The sequence below is a fragment of the Chelatococcus albus genome (assembly GCF_030067675.1).
GTDB lineage: Bacteria > Pseudomonadota > Alphaproteobacteria > Rhizobiales > Beijerinckiaceae > Chelatococcus_A > Chelatococcus_A albus.
In genome coordinates this window covers 23,224-41,912 of sequence record NZ_JASJEV010000004.1, presented here as the reverse complement: position 1 = coordinate 41,912, position 18,689 = coordinate 23,224, and the positions used below count along the sequence as shown (strand labels likewise).

Here is an 18,689-nt window from a genome sequence, read left to right as displayed (position 1 = left end):
CCCCGCGGGGGCGGGGCCTGGTGCCATTCGGACGGCGGCGCAAGATCAGACCGCCATGCGCTCCTCGGCCTCGCTCGGCTCGCGCAGGACGTAGCCGCGGCCCCACACCGTCTCGATGTAGTTCTTGCCCTGCGAGGCGTTGGCGAGCTTCTTGCGGAGCTTGCAGATGAAGACGTCGATGATCTTCAGCTCCGGCTCGTCCATGCCGCCGTAGAGATGGTTGAGGAACATCTCCTTGGTCAGCGTGGTGCCCTTGCGCAGGGAGAGGAGCTCCAGCATCTGGTACTCCTTGCCCGTGAGATGCACGCGGGCACCGCCGACCTCGACGGTCTTGGTGTCGAGATTGACGACGAGATCGCCCGTGGTGATGACCGACTGGGCGTGGCCCTTCGAGCGGCGGACGATGGCGTGGATGCGCGCGACCAGCTCGTCCTTGTGGAAGGGCTTCGTCAGATAGTCGTCGGCGCCGAAGCCGAGGCCCTTCACCTTGTCCTCGATGCCGGCAAGGCCGGAGAGGATCAGGATGGGCGTCTTCACCTTGGCGACGCGCAGGCTCCTCAGGACCTCGTAGCCCGACATGTCGGGCAGATTCAGATCGAGGAGGATGATGTCGTAGTCGTAGAGCTTGCCGAGGTCGACGCCCTCTTCGCCGAGATCCGTCGTGTAGACGTTGAAATTCTCGGACTTGAGCATCAGCTCGATGCTCTGCGCGGTGGCGCTGTCGTCTTCGATGAGCAGTACGCGCATTTCAGGTCCCCAACCTCGCTCCGGGCTCCATCACCATGGAGGCCCGGGTCCCCGGCGCCGTCCGCGAAACGCGGCGGAGCGCGCGCCCGATTGCCCCACTCGATCCGACTCGCGACGGTACGAGAGAATGGTTAACAAACCCTGATTCCGGTGCGCAAGCACCCACCGCCGAAACTTTCACGAATCGGCGTAAAATGCTGGCGAACAGGCAGTTTCGGGCTCCCATGTTCTTCACATCATCGGTGAGGAAACCAGGCTAAGCGATTCAACAGACTCAAGCTCCCGTTCCCAGACGCCCGCGCGTTCGGGAACTGGTAGCGTTAGTCTTAACGACGCCGGTAAACGAAAAGTTGATGCGGACATGAGCCTTCGCGGGGGATGTGCATGACTGTGGGTAGCGGGCGGTTCGGGCGGCTGGAGGCGCTCGCCGCCGCGGTCGAGGGGATCGAGGACGCGATGATCTACGGCCGGGTCGCGGCCGTGCGGGGGCTCCTCGTCGAAATCGCCGGGCCGGTCGCCGCCATGCGGCTCGGCGGCCGCGTCGACGTCGAGGTCGGAGCCGAGGTCGTCATTCCCTGCGAGATCATCGGTTTCTCGGGCGAACGCGCGCTTGCCATGCCCTTCGGCTCGCTGGACGGCGTGCGCCGTGGCTGCAAGGCCGTCGTGCGCGGTTCGGCCGCCGGCGTGCGCCCGTCGGAGGGGTGGCTCGGCCGCGTCGTCGACGCGCTGGGGCGCCCGATCGATGGCAGGGGGCCGCTGCCGCCCGGGCCCCGGCTCTATCCCTTCAAGGCCGATCCGCCGGCGGCGCATGCGCGCAAGCGCGTCGGCGCCCCGCTCGATCTCGGGGTGAGGGCGCTCAACACGTTCCTCACCTGCTGCGAGGGCCAGCGCATGGGCATCTTCGCCGGCTCGGGCGTCGGCAAGTCGGTGCTGCTCTCCATGCTCGCTCGCAACACGGCAGCCGACGTGTCGGTGATCGGCCTCGTCGGCGAGCGTGGCCGCGAGGTGCAGGAGTTCCTCCAGGACGACCTTGGCGAGGCGGGCCTGGCGCGTTCCGTCGTTGTCGTGGCGACCTCCGACGAGCCGGCGCTCATGCGCCGGCAGGCTGCCTACCTGACCTTGGCGCTCGCCGAATTCTTCCGGGACCGCGACGCCTCCGTCCTGTGCATGATCGATTCGGTGACGCGTTTCGCCATGGCACAGCGCGAGATCGGCCTCGCCGGCGGCGAGCCGCCGACGGCCAAGGGCTATACGCCCACCGTCTTCTCGGAGCTGCCACGCCTGCTCGAGCGCGCGGGGCCGGGCACGGGGGAGGGGACGGTGACCGGCCTCTTCACCGTCCTCGTCGACGGCGACGACCACAATGAGCCGGTGGCGGACGCCGTGCGCGGCATTCTCGACGGCCATATCGTGATGGAGCGCGCCATCGCCGAGCGCGGCCGCTACCCGGCGATCAACATCCTCAAGTCGGTGTCGCGCACGATGCCCCGCTCCTGCGCGCCGGCCTACTGGCCCGTGGTGCGACAGGCGCGCGGCGTGCTCGCCACCTATGCCGACATGGAGGAACTGATCAGGCTCGGCGCCTATCGCCCGGGCGCCTCGGCGGAGGTCGACGAGGCGATCCGGCTCATGCCGGCCCTCGAGTCTTTCCTCGCTCAAGGTAAGGAAGAGTCAACCTCCATCGGCGATGGTTATGCACGGCTCGCGGAGATCATGACCGCGGCATGAGGCCGGCTGATCGGCTTGCCGAGGAGTTGAGTGGGCGATGAAGTCGCGGGATACCCTCATTCGCTTGAAGCGCTTCCAGGTCGACGAGAAACGTCGCCGGGTCGCGCAGATCGAGATGATGATCGCGGAATTCACGCGCATGGCCGACGATCTCGATCGGGAGATCGCGCTGGAGGAGAGCCGCGCCGGCATCTCCGACCCCGCGCATTTCGCCTATCCGACCTATGCGAAGGCCGCCATGCAGCGCCGCGACAACCTCTCGCGCTCGGCCGACGAGCTCAAGGGCCAGCTCGACGAGGCCAAGAGCGAGTTGCAGGAGGCCTTCGAGGAACTGAAGAAGGTCGAACTCCTCGACGACCGCGAGCATGCGCGAGAACGCGCCGCGGACGGGGCTCGCGAACAGGCGGAACTCGACCGCATCGGGCTTGCGCGCGCCGTCCGCATGCACGCCTGACCGGATTCCCGTCGCCTGACAGGCGAACCGCGACGTCAGGCGCCGCGGCGGCTGGCCATGTCGCCGAGCCAGGCCTCTATGAGCGCCAGCATGGGAGCGGCAAAGCCCCGCGGGTCTGCGGGGGCGCGCGCGACGACGCCGGCATGGAGCGTGTAGAGCAGTCGCGCCACGACGCCGGCCTCCTCCTCGCTCACCCGGTAGTCCTCCTGGACGATGCGGGCGACCGCTGCTTCGCGCCGGGCGTCGACCTCGGCGAGGCGCCCGGCGGTGCGGGCGTCACCCGCGGCAAGGCGGCGCACCGCTGTCTCCAGCCGCAGGTCGATGGCGTAGGTGAGGTCGGCCATCCGCTGGCGCCGTTCCGGTGTCGGCGGCAGGGCCTCGACGGCGTGCAGGATGCTCTCCGTCGAATGTTCCTCCCAGGCGTCGAGCAGCGCCTCGACGAAGGCGCCGATGCCGTCGAAATGGTGGTAGAAAGATCCCTTGGTGAGGCCGGCTGCCGCCGTCAGGCGTTCCACCGTGAGGGCCGCAGGGCCCTCCTCCCGCAGGAGCGTCGTCCCCAGCTCGACCCAGTCGGCGCGGGTCCGGCGGCCGGGACGACGCGGCGTCGCTCTGGACATCGTCGGCCTCACAGGTTGCCGAGCGCGCCGCACAGGGCGATCGGCAGGAAGAGCGCCCACTGCGGCATGTGCCACGGGTTGACCCGGTAACCCACCACGAGGCCGAGGCTGAGCAGGGCGAACAGGGCCGCGAGGATCGTCAGCCCTGTTGCGAGGCCCTCGCCGCGGCCAGCGGCGGCCAGGGCAAATCCAACGGCCATGGCGAACAACAGAAGCGTGACCATGTGCCAGCAGTAGTAGGCCGTGAGCTTCGGCACGGGCGCGAGGTCGCGCGCGGCCAGCAGCGGCACCGCGATCTCGCGCCCGCCAAGAAAGGTGTGGATGAGCGCCGTGGCGGCGGAGAGCAGGGCGGCAGCGGCGAGCCAGGGCTGGAGGGAGGCGAGCATCTCGTGATCCATTAACATTCCATATGGTATGGTATGTTATATGCGCCTGACCGCATTGGCAACGCTGCTGGACGATGCCCCGGCCGGAAGGGCGGCCTGCCGGCCCGCGGCCGACACACCGGCGGATGCCGCCATCCGGCCGCCGGCATCCTGCGACGCCGCCGAGCCGGGCGGCCGGATCGCCTCACCCCTCGAGGAGCGGCACGTGCGGGGCGGCCGCGCGCGGCAGAGCGCCGGTGAGGCGCGGGTCGTCACCAACCTCCACGGCGCGTTTGTAGGGACGAAAGCCGGACCGGATGTAGAAATCGAGCGCTGCCGGATGGTCCAGGCTGCAGGTGTGGACCATGAGGCGCTTGATCGGGCGAGCCCAGGCGAGCTCGAGCGCGCGTTCCATCAGCCAGCGTCCGGCGCCTCCGCCGATCGCCTCGGGCACGAGGCCGAAATAGACGATCTCGCCCTCGGCTGTCGTGCGGAAGTCGAGTTCGAGAAGGCCGATGTCCCGCCCGTCGCGCACTGCGGCAAAGGCCGCGACATCCGCGTCGCCGAGGATCGCCGCGAGCGCGTCGTCGCCGAGGCCGAGCCGGCCGAACCACAGCCATGGCTCGCCAACGGCCCGGTAGACCGCCCGGTAGCGCCGCAGATGGTCGGCGCGCAGGGGCGCGAGGGCAAAACCGCCCGGGGGCGGCAGGTCGCGCGCAGGCGGGCGCCGGGTCATGTCGAGATAGGTGACGATGGAGGCGATCTTGCCGGGCGGGATGTCGGTGTAGCCGTCGCGGAGCATGGGAGCCTGGGTAGCCTCTGCGTGGCGCGCCGAGCGGGGAGGGGGAATCGACGCGATCCGGCGAGCCTATCCCACGGAGGAGGGAGCCGCTCCATCGGGAGCTGTATGGCGTTCCCCATTCGTCCCCTGCTCGATGACCGCCGGTCTATGAAGAGGGGGGCGTGTCGACGAGGAGCCCCTTCCGGTACCACCTGCTCCCCGCCACGTCGGGCCGGGCGCCTCCCTGCTTCACCTGCGCAGGCGATTTCCAGACCATCTTGCCGTCACGATGATCGGTCATGAGATAAGAACCGCTTGCGGTCAGCCCCGCGCTCGGGCACAGATGCGCGACTTCCAAAGGGGACCACGGTCCCGCAAGAATGCGGAACATCCCGCGCCGATGAAGAAGAAGCTCGAGTACGTCTGGCCCGTGGTCGGCCTCCTGGCCGTCGTGTTCTCCTTCTGGCTCCTCTACAAGGAACTGAAGGGCATCTCGGCGAGCGATCTCGTCGACAGCCTCTCGGCAATATCGGCGCGGCATTGGTTCCTGGCCGCGGGCGCGACGCTCGTCGCCTATGCGGCGCTCGCCTGGTACGACCGCATCGCCCTCCTTCACCTCGGCAAGAAGCTGTCGTGGGTGGTGATCTCCCTCGTCTCGTTCACGACCTACGCCCTGTCGCACAACATCGGCGCCTCCGTCCTGTCGGGGGCCATGGTGCGGCTGCGCGCCTACGGCACGATGGGCTTGAGCCTCGCGGAGGTCGGAGTGCTGGTGGCCCTGTGCTCGTTCACCTTCGGGCTCGGCACGGTGCTTCTCGGCGGTCTCGTGCTTGTGCTGCAGCCCGAGATCGTGCAGCGGCTCTTCGACGTTCCGACCCTGCCTGCCCGGCTTGCGGGCGCAGGCATGCTCGCCTTCGTCACGCTCTACGTGCTTGGCTCGTGGCGCGAGTTCAAGCCGCTCACGATCGGCTCCTTCCACATCTACTATCCGCGCCTCCACATCACGGCGCGCCAGCTCATCGCGGCGCCGCTCGAATTGCTCGGCGCGGCGGGCATCATCTATTTCGCGCTTCCGGAGGCAGGCAACCCGGGGTTCTTCGTCGTCCTCGGCGTATTCCTCGCCTCGTTCTCGGCTGCGCTGATCTCGCACGCGCCGGGGGGCCTCGGCGTCCTCGAGTTCGTCTTCCTGAAGGCGATGCCGGACCTGCCGCAGGCGGACGTGCTCGCCGCTCTCCTCGTTTTCCGCCTCCTCTATCTCCTCGTGCCGCTCGCGTTCTCGACGGTCGTCGTCATCCTGTTCGAGCGGTCGCGCCTGTCGAAGACCCTCCAGGAGAGGCTCGCCGGCAGACCTGTCGAGCCGCATGGCACGGCCGTTCCGGCACGCGCCCGCGTCCGGGTTGACGACAAGGCGGCTTGAGGCCTTGCCGTGAGCAGGCGCCTGCGGCGGCTCGTGCTTGGCCTCGGCACGCTCACGGGGCTTGCGACGCGGGGCTATTTCATTCCCTACCGCCACGCGCGCCCGATGCGGCGCGCGCCCTATCGCGCCCTGCTGCCGCGATTCGAGGCGGCCGAGCCGGCGATGCGCACCGTGCTCGGCGAGATCGAGGCGCTGGCCGCCGACCTCGACCGCATCCCGGTGGATGGCCCCGAGCTGCGTTGGCGCCAGAGCTGGTTTCCGCGCCTCGACGCGGCCGCCGCCTATGCGCTCGTGCGGCGAGAGAAGCCGCGACGCATCGTCGAGATCGGCTCCGGCCACTCGACGCGGTTCCTCGCCCGCGCGGTGAGCGACGGCGGACTGGACACGCGCATCGCCTGCATCGACCCGGCACCGCGCGCCACGATCGGCCGGCTGCCGGTGACGCATATCGCATCGCTCGCCGAGGAGGTCGGGGGAGAGGTCGTCGGCGAGCTGGACCCCGGCGACATCCTCTTCATCGACTCGAGCCATGTCGCCATGCCGGGCAACGACGTCGACCGCCTGTTCCTGGACCTGCTGCCCCGCCTGCCGGTCGGCGCACTCGTCCACGTGCACGACGTCTTCCTGCCCGAGGCCTATCCCGCGGTCTGGGACTGGCGCGGCTACAATGAACAGCTCCTCGTCGGCGGTTTGCTCCAGGGCGGGGCCTACGGGATCGTCTTTGCCAGCCGCTATGCGGCGACGCGCCTCGCGCCGACCGTCGATGCCGGCGTCCTGGCGCGGCTGCCGCTCGTGCCGGGAACCTTCGAGACGAGCCTGTGGCTGCGCAAGCATCCGGCCGATTGATCGGTCGCATCATGACGGGGAATGCCCGCTGACGATGCTTATGCGGTAGGAAATGGGGCACGGCCCGACAAGACCTACGACGGCCAACGCCGAGGATCAGCCGCCATGTATCAGCCGCCGGCCTTCCGCGAGGATCGCATCGAAGTGCAGCACGAGCTGATGCGCCGCCATCCGCTCGCCTTGCTCGTCACGCTCGGTTCCGGCGGGCTCGTCGCGAACCCGGTGCCTTTCGTGCTCGATGCCGCCGCAGGCGAGAAGGGCGTCCTGCGCGCCCATCTCGCGCGGGCCAACAGGCAGTGGCGGGACGCCGACCCGGCAGTGGAGGTGCTCGCCATCTTTTCAGGTGCGGAGCACTACATCACCCCGTCGTGGTACGAGACGAAGCGCGCGACCGGCAAGGTCGTGCCCACCTGGAACTATGTCATCGTCCAGGCTTACGGCCGGCTTGTGGCGACCGAGGACGCCGCGTGGCTGCGCCGGCAGATCGCGGCGCTGACGGCGGCGCAGGAGGCCGGCCGGCAGGAGCCCTGGGCCATCGAGGATGCTCCCGAGGATTTCGTCGCGGCGCAGCTCAAGGGCATCGTCGGCATCGAGCTCACGATCACGCGCATCGAGGCCAAGTGGAAGGCGAGCCAGAACCGCCCCGCGGCGGACCGGGCGGGCGTCGTCGCCGGCCTCGAACGGGAGGGCACGGCCGAGGCGCTCGCCATGGCGGCCGTCGTCGCCGCGCGGTCCAGCGGGTGATCAGACACTGCCCACCGTCTTCAGCCGGACGCGCGCGTGGATCTCGGCCTGGCTGAGCACGGGCGTCTCGCGCCGGAAGCGCTCGATGATGGAGCGCACGAAGGGGCGCGCCTGGGCCGAGGTGACGAGCACGGGCATCTCGCCCATGCGCGCGGCGTCCTCGAAGCGCTCGCGCACGAGCTGCACGAATTCCGTGAGCTTTGACGGTTGCATGGCGAGATGGCGCTCCTCGCCGACGCCGACGATCGCCTCGGCGAAGGCGCCTTCCCAGAGGGGCGAGAGCGTGATGATCGGCAGGTGTCCGCCCGGCGCCACGTGCTGCGAGCAGATCTGGCGCGCGAGGCGGATGCGCACGTGCTCGGCGATGTCGCGCGGGTTCTTGAACACGCCGGCGACCTCGGCGATGCCTTCGAGGATGGTGCCGAGATCGCGGATCGAGACGCGCTCGGCGAGCAGGAGCTGCAGCACGCGCTGGATGCCGGTGGTCGAGATCTGGCTCGGCACGATCTCCTTCACGAGGTCGGCATGTTCCTTCGGCAGCTCCTTCAGGAGCTTCTGCACCTCCACATGGCCGAGGAGCTCCGGCATATGGCTCTTGATGACCTCGGTGAGGTGCGTCGAGATGACCGTCGCCGCATCGACCACCGTGTAGCCGCGCAGTTGAGCCTCGTCCCGCAGCGAGCCGTCGATCCAGGTTGCCGGAAGGCCGAAGGTGGGTTCGAGCACGTGCTGACCCGGCAGCTGCACCTGCGTGCCGAGGGGGTCCATGGCCATGAACAGGTTCGGATAGACAACCCCTGACCCGGCATCGATCTCCTTGACCCGGACGATGTAGGCGTTCGAATCGAGCTGCACGTTGTCGATGAGCCGCACGGCGGGCATGACGAAGCCCATCTCCAGCGCGAGCTGCCGGCGCAGCGCCTTGATCTGCTCGGTCAGGCGGTCCTCGCCGTGGGGTGCGTTGACCAGCGGCAGGAGCGAATAGCCGATCTCGACCTTGAGCTCGTCCATGCGCATCACGTCGGCAATGGGCTCCTCCTGGACTGCGGCCGCCGCATCCGCGCCGCCGGCGGCGGAGGCAGCCTCTGCCGCGGCGGCCTCCCTCTGGGCGCGCGCGAACTTGCGGGCGAGGTAGCCCGCGCCCGCCGCCAGTGTGAAGAAGGGCAGCATGGGGATGCCCGGCATCAGGCCGATGACGGCCATGACGAAGGCCGACATGCCGAGCGCCTTGGGATAGCCGGAGAGCTGCTTGCCGAGCGCCTTGTCGGCCGCGCCGGTGACGCCCGCCTTGGAGACGAGGAGGCCCGCGGCGGTGGAGACGATGAGCGCCGGAATCTGCGACACGAGGCCGTCGCCGACGGTGAGCAGCGTGTAGCTGTGCGCCGCGCTGGCGAAGCTCATGCCCTGCTGCGCCACGCCGATGACGATGCCGCCGACGACGTTGATGAAGGTGATGAGCAGGCCTGCGATGGCGTCGCCGCGGACGAACTTGGAGGCGCCGTCCATGGCGCCGAAGAAGGCCGATTCGTCCTCGAGCGCCTTGCGCCGCTTGCGCGCCGTCGCCTCGTCGATGAGGCCGACGGAGAGATCGGCGTCGATCGCCATCTGCTTGCCGGGCATGGCGTCGAGGGTGAAGCGCGCCGCGACCTCGGCGATGCGGCCCGAGCCTTTCGTGATGACCACGAAGTTCACGATGATGAGGATGATGAAGACGATGACGCCGATGACGAAATTGCCGTTCATCACGAAGCCACCGAAGGCCTCGATGACGTGGCCGGCGGCGGCCGTGCCCTCGTGCCCGTGCGCCAGGATGAGGCGCGTCGTGGCGAGGTTGAGGGCGAGCCGCAGCATGGTCGCCATCAGGAGCACGGTGGGGAAGGCGGAGAACTCCAGCGGCTCCTCGATGAACAGCGAGGTCATGAGGATGAGCACGGAGAGAATGATCGAAACCGCCAGCAGGAGATCGAGCAGGAGCGGCGGCATCGGCACGATGAGCACCACGAGGATGCCCATGACGGCGAGCGCCAGCGCGATGTCGCTGCGCCTCAGGAGGGCGCCGAGATGTCCTGCGGACGGCAGGTTGAGGGCCGCCCTGGCGGGCGAGGACGGGCTTGCGCTGATGTCGGTCATGTCTGTCGCCATCGCCGGCGCGGGGCGCGCCGGACATGGGCAGAAATTGCCGGGTATATGGTTAGCGAAGCGTTAATCCCCGCTCGCGAGGGGACACGCCTCGGCCGCACGCGCCATGCGCGCCGCCCGCGCGAATGGACGGCCGCATCGGCGCCGTGGGCCGTGGCTTCAAAGGGTCGCGGCGGGCGCGGCGCGGGCCTGCGCCGCGCGCGCTGCCGCCGATGTCACTTGCCGAGGGCCGCGGTCTGCGCGTCGCTCGGCGCATGGCCGGCGGCATTGTGCTGCGCGATGGCGTGGGCTCCGACGATCGGCAGGAACACCAGCAGGATCATGAGCCACAGGACGAGGCCCGTGCCGCTTCGGTCGGCGCGCGGCCTGCGCTCGGCCGCGGCAGGTGCGCTGCGGCGGGCCGCGCAGGGGGGTGCGGGTGTGGCTTGCGCCCGCACTCCGGCAAGGCGGCGGGCGCGGAGCGGCTTCACGGCGAGAAGACGGGTCTCGGTGTTCATGGCTCACCTTCCTCGCGATCGAACCTTGCCGGTCGACCGCAGGTGAGCCGATCCGGCGGGATCAGGCGTTCACGAGGGCGTCCGGCAGTCTGGTCAATCGACTCTGACTGTCGCTGGGCATGGTCCCTGGTTCCTGTTGAATCCCGCAGCCGCGGCTGGCGCCGACCGCGGAACACGTTCACGCACATGCTCCCGTCGGAACGGCGGGTCAAGCGAAAATATCGTCACGACGGCAGGAAAGCCGGGACGAACCGTCGTCGCCCGGCCTGCCTGCCCGACCTGGGGGCCGTCAGGCGCCGGCGAAGCGCGCCTCGCCCGGAGCGGCCACCGCGATGCCGGCGGAGGCATATTCGTTGAGCTTGTTGCGCAGAGTTCGGATGGAGATGCCGAGGATCTTCGCCGCATGCGTGCGGTTGCCGAGGCAATGGTCGAGCGTGTCGAGGATGAGGTCGCGCTCGACATCGGCGACCGTCCGGCCGACGAGCGAGCGCGTCATCGCCTCCGCCGTCTGCACGACGCGCGTCACGGCGTCGGCCGGCGCCGTCAGCGATTCGCCCTCCGGCGTCATGATGGCCTCGGGCATGATCTCTGGGCCCGTCGCGAGGAGAACGGCGCGATGGACCGTGTTCTCGAGCTCGCGCACGTTGCCGCGCCAGGGATTGGCGACGAGCGCGCGGCGCGTCTCCATGGCGAGCGGCCGCACGGGCAGACCGTTCACCTCGGCGTATTTCCTGGCGAAGTGCTCGGCGAGTGCCAGGATGTCGGCCGGCCGCTCGCGCAGCGCCGGCAGACGCAGGTGGACGACGTTGAGCCGGTAGAAGAGGTCCTCGCGGAAGGTTCCGCGCTTCACCTCCTCCGCCAGATTGCGGTTCGAGGTCGCGATGATGCGGATGTCGACCGGCACCGGCTTCGAGCCGCCGACACGGTCGATGACCCTTTCCTGGATGGCGCGCAGGAGCTTTGCCTGCAGCCGCACGTCCATCTCCGAGATCTCGTCGAGCAGCAGGGTGCCGCCGTTCGCTTCCTCGAACTTGCCGATGCGCCGCGCGAGCGCACCGGTGAAGGCGCCCTTCTCATGGCCGAAGAGCTCGGATTCAATGAGGTTTTCGGGGATCGCGGCGCAGTTCACCGAGACGAAGGGCTTGTCCTTGCGGTTGGAACGCGCGTGCACATGGCGCGCCAGGACCTCCTTGCCGCTGCCGCTCTCGCCGGTGATCAGCACGGACGCTTCCGACCGGGCGATCTGCTCGGCGAGCTTGACGACCCGCTCCGTCGCCGCGTCGCGATAGACGAAGGCGCGCGCATCGGCGCTCACGGCTTCCAGCACCGCCGCGATCAGGTCCGGATCGGGCGGCAGGGGGATGTACTCCTTGGCGCCGGCCTGGATGGCGGCTACCGCCGCCCGGGCGTCGGTACCCGTGCCGCAGGCACAGACCGGCACGCGGATGCGCTCGCTCTCCAGGCTCTCGACGAGGGCCTTGAGCGGCATGGCGACGTCGACCATGAGGAGGTCGGCACCCTTGGCGCGCAGGACCGCGAGCGCCTGATCGGTGCTTTCGGCATGGGTGACGTTGGCGCCGCGCTCGACGGCGATCTTGGCGGCGGCGGACAGTTGGCCCTTCAGGCTGCCGACGATGATGAGGCGCATCGCATTTCCTCCGGGGCTGGGCATGTCCCGGCGCGGCGCGAGCCCCTCGCCGGAGACGCTGCGTCGAGACTAGTGATCGGCCTTGATGATCTCGGTCATGGTGACGCCGAGCTTCTCGTCGACGAGGACGACCTCGCCGCGCGCGACCAGCCGGTTGTTGACGAAGATGTCGATCGCCTCGCCGACGCGACGGTCGAGCGACAGGATCGTGCCCGGGCCGAGGCGCAGCAGGTCGCCGACCGGCATGCGCGCGGCGCCGAGCACGGCCGAGACGGTGACCGGCACGTCGAAGACCTGTTCGAGGTCGTCGGCGGTCTTGGGCGTGAGCGGTGCGTCGTCGGGAAGGGCGTCGAAGGAGATGTCGCCCGGCTGGAGCGGGGGGAGGGGGAGGTCCTTGTCGGTCGTCATGTTCATTCTCCAGCGCCGATGTCGGCGACGTCGGGTCCAAGGGTGAGGGCAACGACGTTCGTCACGGCCGCCTGCAGGGCGGCGCGGTCGCGCACGAGGCCGCCATCCGCCCATTCGATGCGCACGTCGGAGGGCATCATGTCGGGGTCGCCGAGGACGACGATGCGCCCCTCGAAGCCGCGTTCGCGCGCGAGGCGGCCCATCATCTCGTCGACGGCGTCGACGAAGGACAGGCCGACGCGCACCACGACATGCGGGACGCCGCGCAGGTGGCGCAGGCAGTCGCGGGCGGCGTCCTCCACGGCCGCCAGTGGCTGCGTGTCGAGGGCCGCTCCTGCAATCTTGCGCGCCAGCAGCACGGCGAAGGCGACCGCCGCGTCCTCGGCCGCCGCGGCAACGGCATCGCGCTCGGCGACGAGCGTCGCCAGTTGCTGGGCGAGCCGCTCGACAGTGAGGGCGAGCTGGGTCGCAGTCTCGTTGCGCACCAGGCTCTGGCCGTCGGCGAGGCCGCGGGCATAGCCGCGCTCCTCGGCGGCGGCGATGGCCGTCGCGTCGTAGACATGGGCGACCGCGGGGGCGCGAAAGTCGCGGTCGAAGAGGAATTTGCGCGCGGCCATCGCCATGGTCTCAGTAGATGAGCTCGTCTTCGGCACTGTTCTTGGTGATCATGATCTCGCCGCGGTCGGCGAGATCGCGCGCGAGGTTGACCATCTTCATCTGCGCCTCGTCGACGTCCTTGAGCCGCATGGGGCCGAGGGCATCCATGTCGTCCTGGAGCATCTTGGCGGCGCGGCTCGACATGTTGGACATGAGGAACTCGCGGATCGGTTCGGGCGCGCCCTTGAGCGCGCGCGCCAGCGTGTCCTTGTCGATATGGCGCATGAGCGTCTGCACCGACGCAGGATCGAGCTTGGTGAGGTCCTCGAAGGTGAACATGAGGGAGCGGATGCGCTCCGCCGCGTCCTTGTTGATCTCGTCGAGGGAGGCGAGGAAGCGCGTCTCCGTCTGCCGGTCGAAGGCGTTGAAGACCTCCGCCATCATCTCGTGGCTGTCGCGCTGCGCGGTGCGCGACAGGCTGGCGATGAACTCGTTGCGCAGCGTCTCCTCGATGTGATCGAGCGCGACCTTCTGCACCGAGTCGAGCTTCAGCATGCGGTTGACGACGTCGATGGCGTAGTCCTCGGGGAGGATGGTGAGGACGCGCGCCGCATTCTCCGGCTTGATCTTCGAGAGGATGACCGCGACTGTCTGCGGATATTCGTTCTTCAGGTAGTTGGCGAGGAGCTCGCAGTCGACGTTCGACAGCTTCTGCCACATGTTGCGGCCGGCGGGGCCGCGGATCTCGTCCATGATGGCGCGCGCCTGCGCCGCCGGGAGCGTCTGCCTGAGCAGCATCTCGGTGCGGTCGAAGCTGCCCGTCACAGCCGCCGTCGACAGCCGCTCGGCGAAGTCGACGATCAGGTTCTCCACCGCCTCGGGCTCGACGGCCCCGAGCTGGGCCATGGTGCGCGAGATGATGCGCAGCTCGTCTTCCTCGAGAAGGCGCCACACCTCGGCTCCGTGCTCCGGCCCGAGCGCGAGCAGCAGAACCGCCGCGCGCTGGGGACCGCTGAGCTCGTTGAGCGTCATGCTCTTCTTCTGGGCGCTCGCCAATGCCTGCATGTCGTCCTACCGCTCTCGCCGTGCCGGGTTGCCCGAGATCACGACTGGTGAATCCACTGCCGCAGAATGGCGACCGTCTCCTGCGGGCTCTGCCTGACGAGTTCGCCCACCTTCTCCAGCGACTGGGCCTGGACCTGGCCGTTGGCCTTGGCGAGCTCGAGCATCTTCATGGCCGGGCTCTCGCGGGCGGCGAGCAGGGCCGCTTCGCCGGGCGAGGGACCTTCCGCGCCCTCCGCCGGTCCGGGCAGCAGGGCCTGGGTCGTGGCCTCGGGCGACATCGCCTTCTGCACCAGCGGGCGCACCACCGTCATGAGGACGACGAGGGTGAGGATCGCGAGCACGCCCATCTCGAAGGCGCGCAGCAGGTCGTCCTTGGTGAAGTTGAGGAGGCCGGCGAGAAAGCCCTCCGGAGCGGCCGCCTCGATCGGCTGGGGGCCGTCGGCGAAGCGCAGGTTGACGATCTCCACCTGGTCGCCGCGCGCCTTGTCGAAGCCGATGGCGGTGCGCACCAGGGCGCCGATGCGCTCGAGCTCCTCCGTCGGGCGGGGCTGATAGGTGAGGCTGCCGGTCGCGTCCTTCGCGTAGACGCCATCCACCAGGACTGCGACCGACAGGCGCCTGATACGGCCGCTCTCGGCGACCTCGGTGCGCGTGGTGCGGGAGATCTCGTAGTTGATGATCTCCTCGTTCTTGTTGGAGGCGTCGCGCGTCGTCTGCGCGGCCTGCTGTTGCTGGTTGGCGCCCGGCAGCTCGTTGCCGACGCTGACCGCGCCCTCGCGCGGCTCGTTGCTGAGCTGATTCTCGGCACGCGTCTGCGTGGAGCGGACGACGCGGCTCTCGGGATCGAAGGTCTCCGAGCGGCTCTCGATGCGGCTCGTGTCGAGGTCGGCTGCCACCTGCACGCGCGCGCGGCCGGGACCGACGACGCCGGCCACGATCTCCTCGACCTGAGAGCGCAGGCGGCGCTCGATGGCAGACTGCTTCTCGTCGAGCGCGATGCCGCCGGCGAAGCCCTCCGCCTGCGCGCCGTCGGCCAGCAGCCGGCCACGCTCGTCGACGATGGAGATGCGTTCCGGCTTCAGACCCTGCACCGCGGAGGCGGCAAGGTGGCGGATGGCGCGCACCTGCGCGCCGTCGAGCTCGCCGGCGAGCTTCAGCACGATGGAGGCGCGCGGTTCCTCGCGCTCGCGCTCGAACAGGCGGCGCTCCGGCATGACGAGATGGACACGCGCCGACTGAACGCGCGACAGCGAGCGGATGGTGCGGGCGAGCTCGCCTTCGAGGGCGCGCAGGTGGTTGATGTTCTGGACGAAGCTGGTGGACGAGAAGGCGTCGCCCTTGTCGAAGATCTCGTAGCCGATGCCGCCGCCGGACGGCAGGCCCTTGCCGGCGAGCTCCATGCGCAGCCTGGCGATCTCGTTCTTGGGCACGAGGATCGTCTGCCCATCCTGCCGCGCCTCGTAGCGGATGCCGCGCGTCTCGAGATCGCGCACGATGGTGCCGGCGTCCTGGAACGACAGGTCGGTATAGAGCACGCCCATCGCGGGCTGGCTCATCCGCATGATGACGAAGGCGAAGAAGCCGATGAGCGCCAGCGTCACCGCACCCATCGCCGCGAGCCGCTGCGGCCCCAGCTTGCGCAAGATTTCGAGAGCCCCGTTCACGCTTTCCGTCCTGTGCGCCGAACCCCGCCGCGAAGCACCGCGGCCACTGGGCAAGAATTTCCCAGCGTAGGGTTAGCGAAGGGTTAACGGCGCCGTCGCGGGCTTGAGGGAGGATCGCCGCCGCGGTCGCCGGAGGCGGTCAAAACGAAAGCGCCGGCCCGAGGCCGGCGCTTCCGAAAGTTGAGGAATATCAGAAGCCTATTGGCGATAATGCTGGATACGCGTCGTCCGCAGGCCCGCCAGGCCGTGCTGATCGATGGATTGCTGCCAGCTCAGGAATTCTTCCACGGTGAGGGTGTAGCGCTGGCAGGCTTCATCGAGGCTGAGAAGGCCACCGCGCACGGCGGCGACGACTTCAGCCTTGCGACGGATCACCCAGCGTTTGGTGTTCGTCGGAGGCAGGTCGGCAATCGTCAATGGACTGCCGTCCGGCCCGATGACGTATTTCACCCTCGGGCGATGGGTCTCGGTCATGATACGCTCACACAGACTCGACGGACCAATGTCGAGACGCGACGATAGGGACGCGCACTTAAGAATTGCCTAAAGGCGGCGAACCAATTGTAGGTTGCGCCGAGTGGCCGCCGTCGCCGCCCTGCGGACGAAGTCATGCCGCCCTGCGGATCGACTTTACGCCGGTGAGCGGCACCTTGATGCTGCCGACCGTGAGCACCGGCGCGCTGCCCGAGAGGTCGACGCCGTCGACGCGGCCCGTGATCTCGGTGTTGACGCTCACCGTCTGGCCAGTCGTGTCGCGCGCGGTCACGCTGATGGTGTAGTCGCCGTCCGGGGCCGTCGACCCCGTGGAGGTGCGCCCGTCCCATGTGAACTTCTGGGCGCCGGCGGCGAGCGCGCGCGTCTCCTTGTAGACGACGTTGCCGCTGCGGTCCTTGACGACGATGCTCGCTTCCGACGCCGCGCGCGCGGCATTCAGCGTCCACTCCGCCTTGCCACCCTTGAGTGAGCTCGCGGCGCCGTCCGCCGTCACCTCGGCGCCGACGAAACTGAGCGCCATCGTCACCGTCGAGGCCTGCGTGCTGGAGACGAGCGCGCTCAGCGTGTCGTTCGTCTTGATCTGCTGCTCGACCGAGGCGAACTGGACGAGCTGTTGGGTGAACTCGTTGGTGTTGAGCGGGTCGAGCGGGTTCTGGTTCTTGAGCTGTGTCGTCAGGAGCAGCAGGAACTGATCGAAATTGCCGGCGATCGTCTTGCTGTTCCTGGTGCCCGCGGTGGTTTGGGCGGTCTGGGCGGCGTCGGTGGTGGGTGTCACGCTCATGGGGCGATGTCCATGCTCAGATGCGCAGGTCGAGGCCGGTACTGCCGCGCCACAGGGCCCGGGCCGGGATGATGTCTTCGCTGATCTCGGCGGCTGAACTGCGCGGGGGCGCGCCGGGCATCGCCTCTCGGCTCCCCTCGTCCCGCCGCTGGTGACCGCCGTGGGCCTGCTGGTCGCGCAGCGTCAGGTCGACGCCGCCGTCCGTCGGCTTCAGGCCGGCCTGTTCGAAGGCGCGTTCGAGCGTGCGCGCGTCGCGCTGAAGGAGAGCAAGCGTCTCGACGCGGTCCACGGTGAGCTGCACCTTGACGGAGCCCGCGTCGTCGAACTCAAGCCGCACATCGATGCGACCAAGTTCAGGCGGATCGAGGCGAATATCGAAGCGCTTGCTGCCGGCGAGCGCGCGCATGCCGATCTCGATGGGGACGGCGGCGAGCGGCACGTCCTTCACGACCGGATGGGTGGCCTGCGCAGAAGCCTTCGCCGCCGCGGCGGCCTGCGCCACGTCGGCCGGGGGGATGGCGGCGGCGCCTGCCTGCGGCGGCAACGGCGCGGCGGGAGCGGTCACCGTGGCGAGCGTCGACGTCGCGGGCCGGGCGGTTTCGTCGGCGGCCCCTCCTTCGCCCCGCGCGGTCTTCGTCACCTCGGTTCCGGCCGAGCCTTCAGCCGCGACCTGGCCCGAGGGCCGCACCTGGCCTTCGCCGGGGGGCGCGGCATCCGTCGCTTTGGCGGCGGCCGGCAAATCGCCATCCGTCAGGGGCTGCGTCGCCTTCGCGTCAGCGGACCGGTCGAGGGTTCCTTGCGCTGCAAGGCCCGCCTGTACGGGGGCGTGGGCCGCCGCCGGCCCGGCGGCGCCGACGCCCGCCGGCGCTTCGATCGCCTGCGGCGGGGCGGCATCCTCGCTGACGATAGCTGGAGCGGCCGCGACGCTGGCGGCGGCATCTGGCGACTGGCCGGGGGGCTCCGCCGGCGGGGGCGGTGGGGGCTGCAGGGGGGCGGGTGCCGGGGCGATCGTCGCGTCGATCGCGGTCAGTGCCTCCGCGGCCGGGGCCGCCGGCGCAGCGGCCTTCTCCGGCTTGTCCGTGTCGGCCGGCGTCGCGGCAGCCTCATCGGCGCCATTGCCCGACGCGCCGCTCGCGGCAGGCTTGTCGCTCCGCTCGGATGCGGCGTCGCGCTCCCGGACTGCCGCATTCTGGCGATCGCGCGCCCCATCCGGCCGCGGCGCCGGCCTGGCCGTCTGGGGCCGGTCCGCGCCGGCGTTCCGCGGCGTCCCGGGCAGCGCGAAGGGCTCGCGCGCGCCATCGTCCTTGCCCGTCGAAGGCGCGGGCCGCGCGGAGCCGCCGCCCTTGTCCCGGGCCACGGATGGCGACTTGAACAGCGACAATGCGGGATCGGCCTGACGCATCACGTCTCCTGCTGCGCGGATCTCGTTCGGGCAGCGGTCGTGCAAGGTGCGGGCCAAGGGAATGTCCGCCCATGCGCGCCTGCCAAGATCTCGCCAAATCAAGTGGTTAGAGGCGCCCGTGACGACATCGCGCGCTGACGGCGAGCAGCGGGATGACGTCCTTGGCCGGCAGGATTTGCCGGGAGGCGGCAATTGCTCGCGCCCGCTGGCACGCGACGGCCTCGCCCGCTATAGAGAAGGAACGACGCCACGGGAGACGGTGGGAAACGGCCAGGAATGCCGCCAGAGGAATGC

At 69.4% G+C, this 18,689-nt stretch carries 19 protein-coding genes; 5 read left to right on the top strand and 14 right to left on the bottom strand.

Translation table 11 applies throughout. The annotated features are described in order from the left end of the window. Positions 1-45 precede the first annotated feature (45 nt). Complete coding sequence (ctrA, locus tag QNA08_RS07810; protein WP_283740136.1) at positions 46-747, bottom strand: response regulator transcription factor CtrA; 702 nt, start codon at positions 745-747, stop codon at positions 46-48. Positions 748-1,131: 384 nt separating this feature from the next. Between ctrA and fliI the strand changes: the two genes are divergently transcribed. Next, positions 1,132-2,475 carry a flagellar protein export ATPase FliI gene (gene fliI, locus QNA08_RS07805; RefSeq protein ID WP_283740135.1) on the top strand — a complete coding sequence of 448 codons (1,344 nt, stop codon included), beginning with the start codon at positions 1,132-1,134 and terminating at the stop codon, positions 2,473-2,475. A 37-nt stretch (positions 2,476-2,512) separates the two neighbouring features. Beyond that, the gene (gene fliJ, locus QNA08_RS07800) at positions 2,513-2,929 is read left to right on the top strand and encodes a flagellar export protein FliJ (protein ID WP_283740134.1); all 417 of its coding nucleotides are present in this window, start codon (positions 2,513-2,515) and stop codon (positions 2,927-2,929) included. Positions 2,930-2,964: 35 nt separating this feature from the next. Here the strand turns inward: fliJ and QNA08_RS07795 are convergent, their stop codons facing one another. The 3 genes from QNA08_RS07795 to QNA08_RS07785 all read right to left on the bottom strand — a co-directional run bounded on the left by QNA08_RS07795 (position 2,965) and on the right by QNA08_RS07785 (position 4,713). Then, on the bottom strand, positions 2,965-3,546 hold the full coding sequence (locus QNA08_RS07795; protein ID WP_283740133.1) for a TetR/AcrR family transcriptional regulator: 582 nt from the start codon (positions 3,544-3,546) through the stop codon (positions 2,965-2,967). An 8-nt stretch (positions 3,547-3,554) separates the two neighbouring features. Further along, the gene (locus QNA08_RS07790; RefSeq protein WP_283740132.1) at positions 3,555-3,932 is read right to left on the bottom strand and encodes a hypothetical protein; all 378 of its coding nucleotides are present in this window, start codon (positions 3,930-3,932) and stop codon (positions 3,555-3,557) included. 184 nt (positions 3,933-4,116) lie between these two features. Further along, positions 4,117-4,713: a GNAT family N-acetyltransferase gene (locus QNA08_RS07785; protein ID WP_283740131.1), complete on the bottom strand. Its 597-nt coding sequence runs from the start codon at positions 4,711-4,713 to the stop codon at positions 4,117-4,119. Between the two features lie 379 nt (positions 4,714-5,092). On the opposite strand from QNA08_RS07785, the gene QNA08_RS07780 reads away from it, so the two are divergent. The 3 genes from QNA08_RS07780 (at position 5,093) to QNA08_RS07770 (ending at position 7,699) form a co-directional block, all read left to right on the top strand. Next, positions 5,093-6,109 carry a putative bifunctional lysylphosphatidylglycerol flippase/synthetase gene (locus tag QNA08_RS07780; protein ID WP_283740130.1) on the top strand — a complete coding sequence of 339 codons (1,017 nt, stop codon included), beginning with the start codon at positions 5,093-5,095 and terminating at the stop codon, positions 6,107-6,109. Positions 6,110-6,118: 9 nt separating this feature from the next. Next, positions 6,119-6,955 carry a class I SAM-dependent methyltransferase gene (locus tag QNA08_RS07775; RefSeq protein WP_283740129.1) on the top strand — a complete coding sequence of 279 codons (837 nt, stop codon included), beginning with the start codon at positions 6,119-6,121 and terminating at the stop codon, positions 6,953-6,955. 105 nt (positions 6,956-7,060) lie between these two features. Beyond that, on the top strand, positions 7,061-7,699 hold the full coding sequence (locus QNA08_RS07770; RefSeq protein WP_283740128.1) for an FMN-binding negative transcriptional regulator: 639 nt from the start codon (positions 7,061-7,063) through the stop codon (positions 7,697-7,699). Here QNA08_RS07770 and flhA read toward each other — a convergent pair whose 3' ends face one another. The 10 genes from flhA to QNA08_RS07720 form a co-directional block, all read right to left on the bottom strand. Next, complete coding sequence (gene flhA, locus QNA08_RS07765) at positions 7,700-9,829, bottom strand: flagellar biosynthesis protein FlhA (RefSeq protein WP_283740127.1); 2,130 nt, start codon at positions 9,827-9,829, stop codon at positions 7,700-7,702. A gap of 224 nt (positions 9,830-10,053) precedes the next feature. Then, positions 10,054-10,335, bottom strand: a complete 282-nt coding sequence (locus QNA08_RS07760; protein ID WP_283740126.1) for a hypothetical protein — start codon at positions 10,333-10,335, stop codon at positions 10,054-10,056. Between the two features lie 289 nt (positions 10,336-10,624). Then, a complete protein-coding gene (gene flbD / locus QNA08_RS07755) occupies positions 10,625-11,983 on the bottom strand; it encodes a sigma-54-dependent transcriptional regulator FlbD (RefSeq protein WP_283740125.1) in 1,359 nt (452 codons plus the stop codon). Positions 11,984-12,052: 69 nt separating this feature from the next. Beyond that, the gene (fliN, locus tag QNA08_RS07750; RefSeq protein ID WP_283740124.1) at positions 12,053-12,391 is read right to left on the bottom strand and encodes a flagellar motor switch protein FliN; all 339 of its coding nucleotides are present in this window, start codon (positions 12,389-12,391) and stop codon (positions 12,053-12,055) included. Between the two features lie 2 nt (positions 12,392-12,393). Further along, positions 12,394-13,008, bottom strand: a complete 615-nt coding sequence (locus tag QNA08_RS07745) for a FliH/SctL family protein (protein ID WP_283740123.1) — start codon at positions 13,006-13,008, stop codon at positions 12,394-12,396. Positions 13,009-13,018: 10 nt separating this feature from the next. Next, positions 13,019-14,053, bottom strand: a complete 1,035-nt coding sequence (gene fliG, locus QNA08_RS07740; RefSeq protein ID WP_283740122.1) for a flagellar motor switch protein FliG — start codon at positions 14,051-14,053, stop codon at positions 13,019-13,021. Positions 14,054-14,091: 38 nt separating this feature from the next. Continuing rightward, positions 14,092-15,717 carry a flagellar basal-body MS-ring/collar protein FliF gene (gene fliF, locus QNA08_RS07735; protein WP_283740121.1) on the bottom strand — a complete coding sequence of 542 codons (1,626 nt, stop codon included), beginning with the start codon at positions 15,715-15,717 and terminating at the stop codon, positions 14,092-14,094. Positions 15,718-15,915: 198 nt separating this feature from the next. Further along, positions 15,916-16,191, bottom strand: a complete 276-nt coding sequence (gene sciP / locus QNA08_RS07730; protein ID WP_283740120.1) for a CtrA inhibitor SciP — start codon at positions 16,189-16,191, stop codon at positions 15,916-15,918. A 133-nt stretch (positions 16,192-16,324) separates the two neighbouring features. Further along, complete coding sequence (locus QNA08_RS07725; protein ID WP_283740119.1) at positions 16,325-16,993, bottom strand: flagellar hook assembly protein FlgD; 669 nt, start codon at positions 16,991-16,993, stop codon at positions 16,325-16,327. A gap of 16 nt (positions 16,994-17,009) precedes the next feature. Continuing rightward, complete coding sequence (locus tag QNA08_RS07720; RefSeq protein WP_283740118.1) at positions 17,010-18,587, bottom strand: flagellar hook-length control protein FliK; 1,578 nt, start codon at positions 18,585-18,587, stop codon at positions 17,010-17,012. Positions 18,588-18,689: the final 102 nt, after the last annotated feature.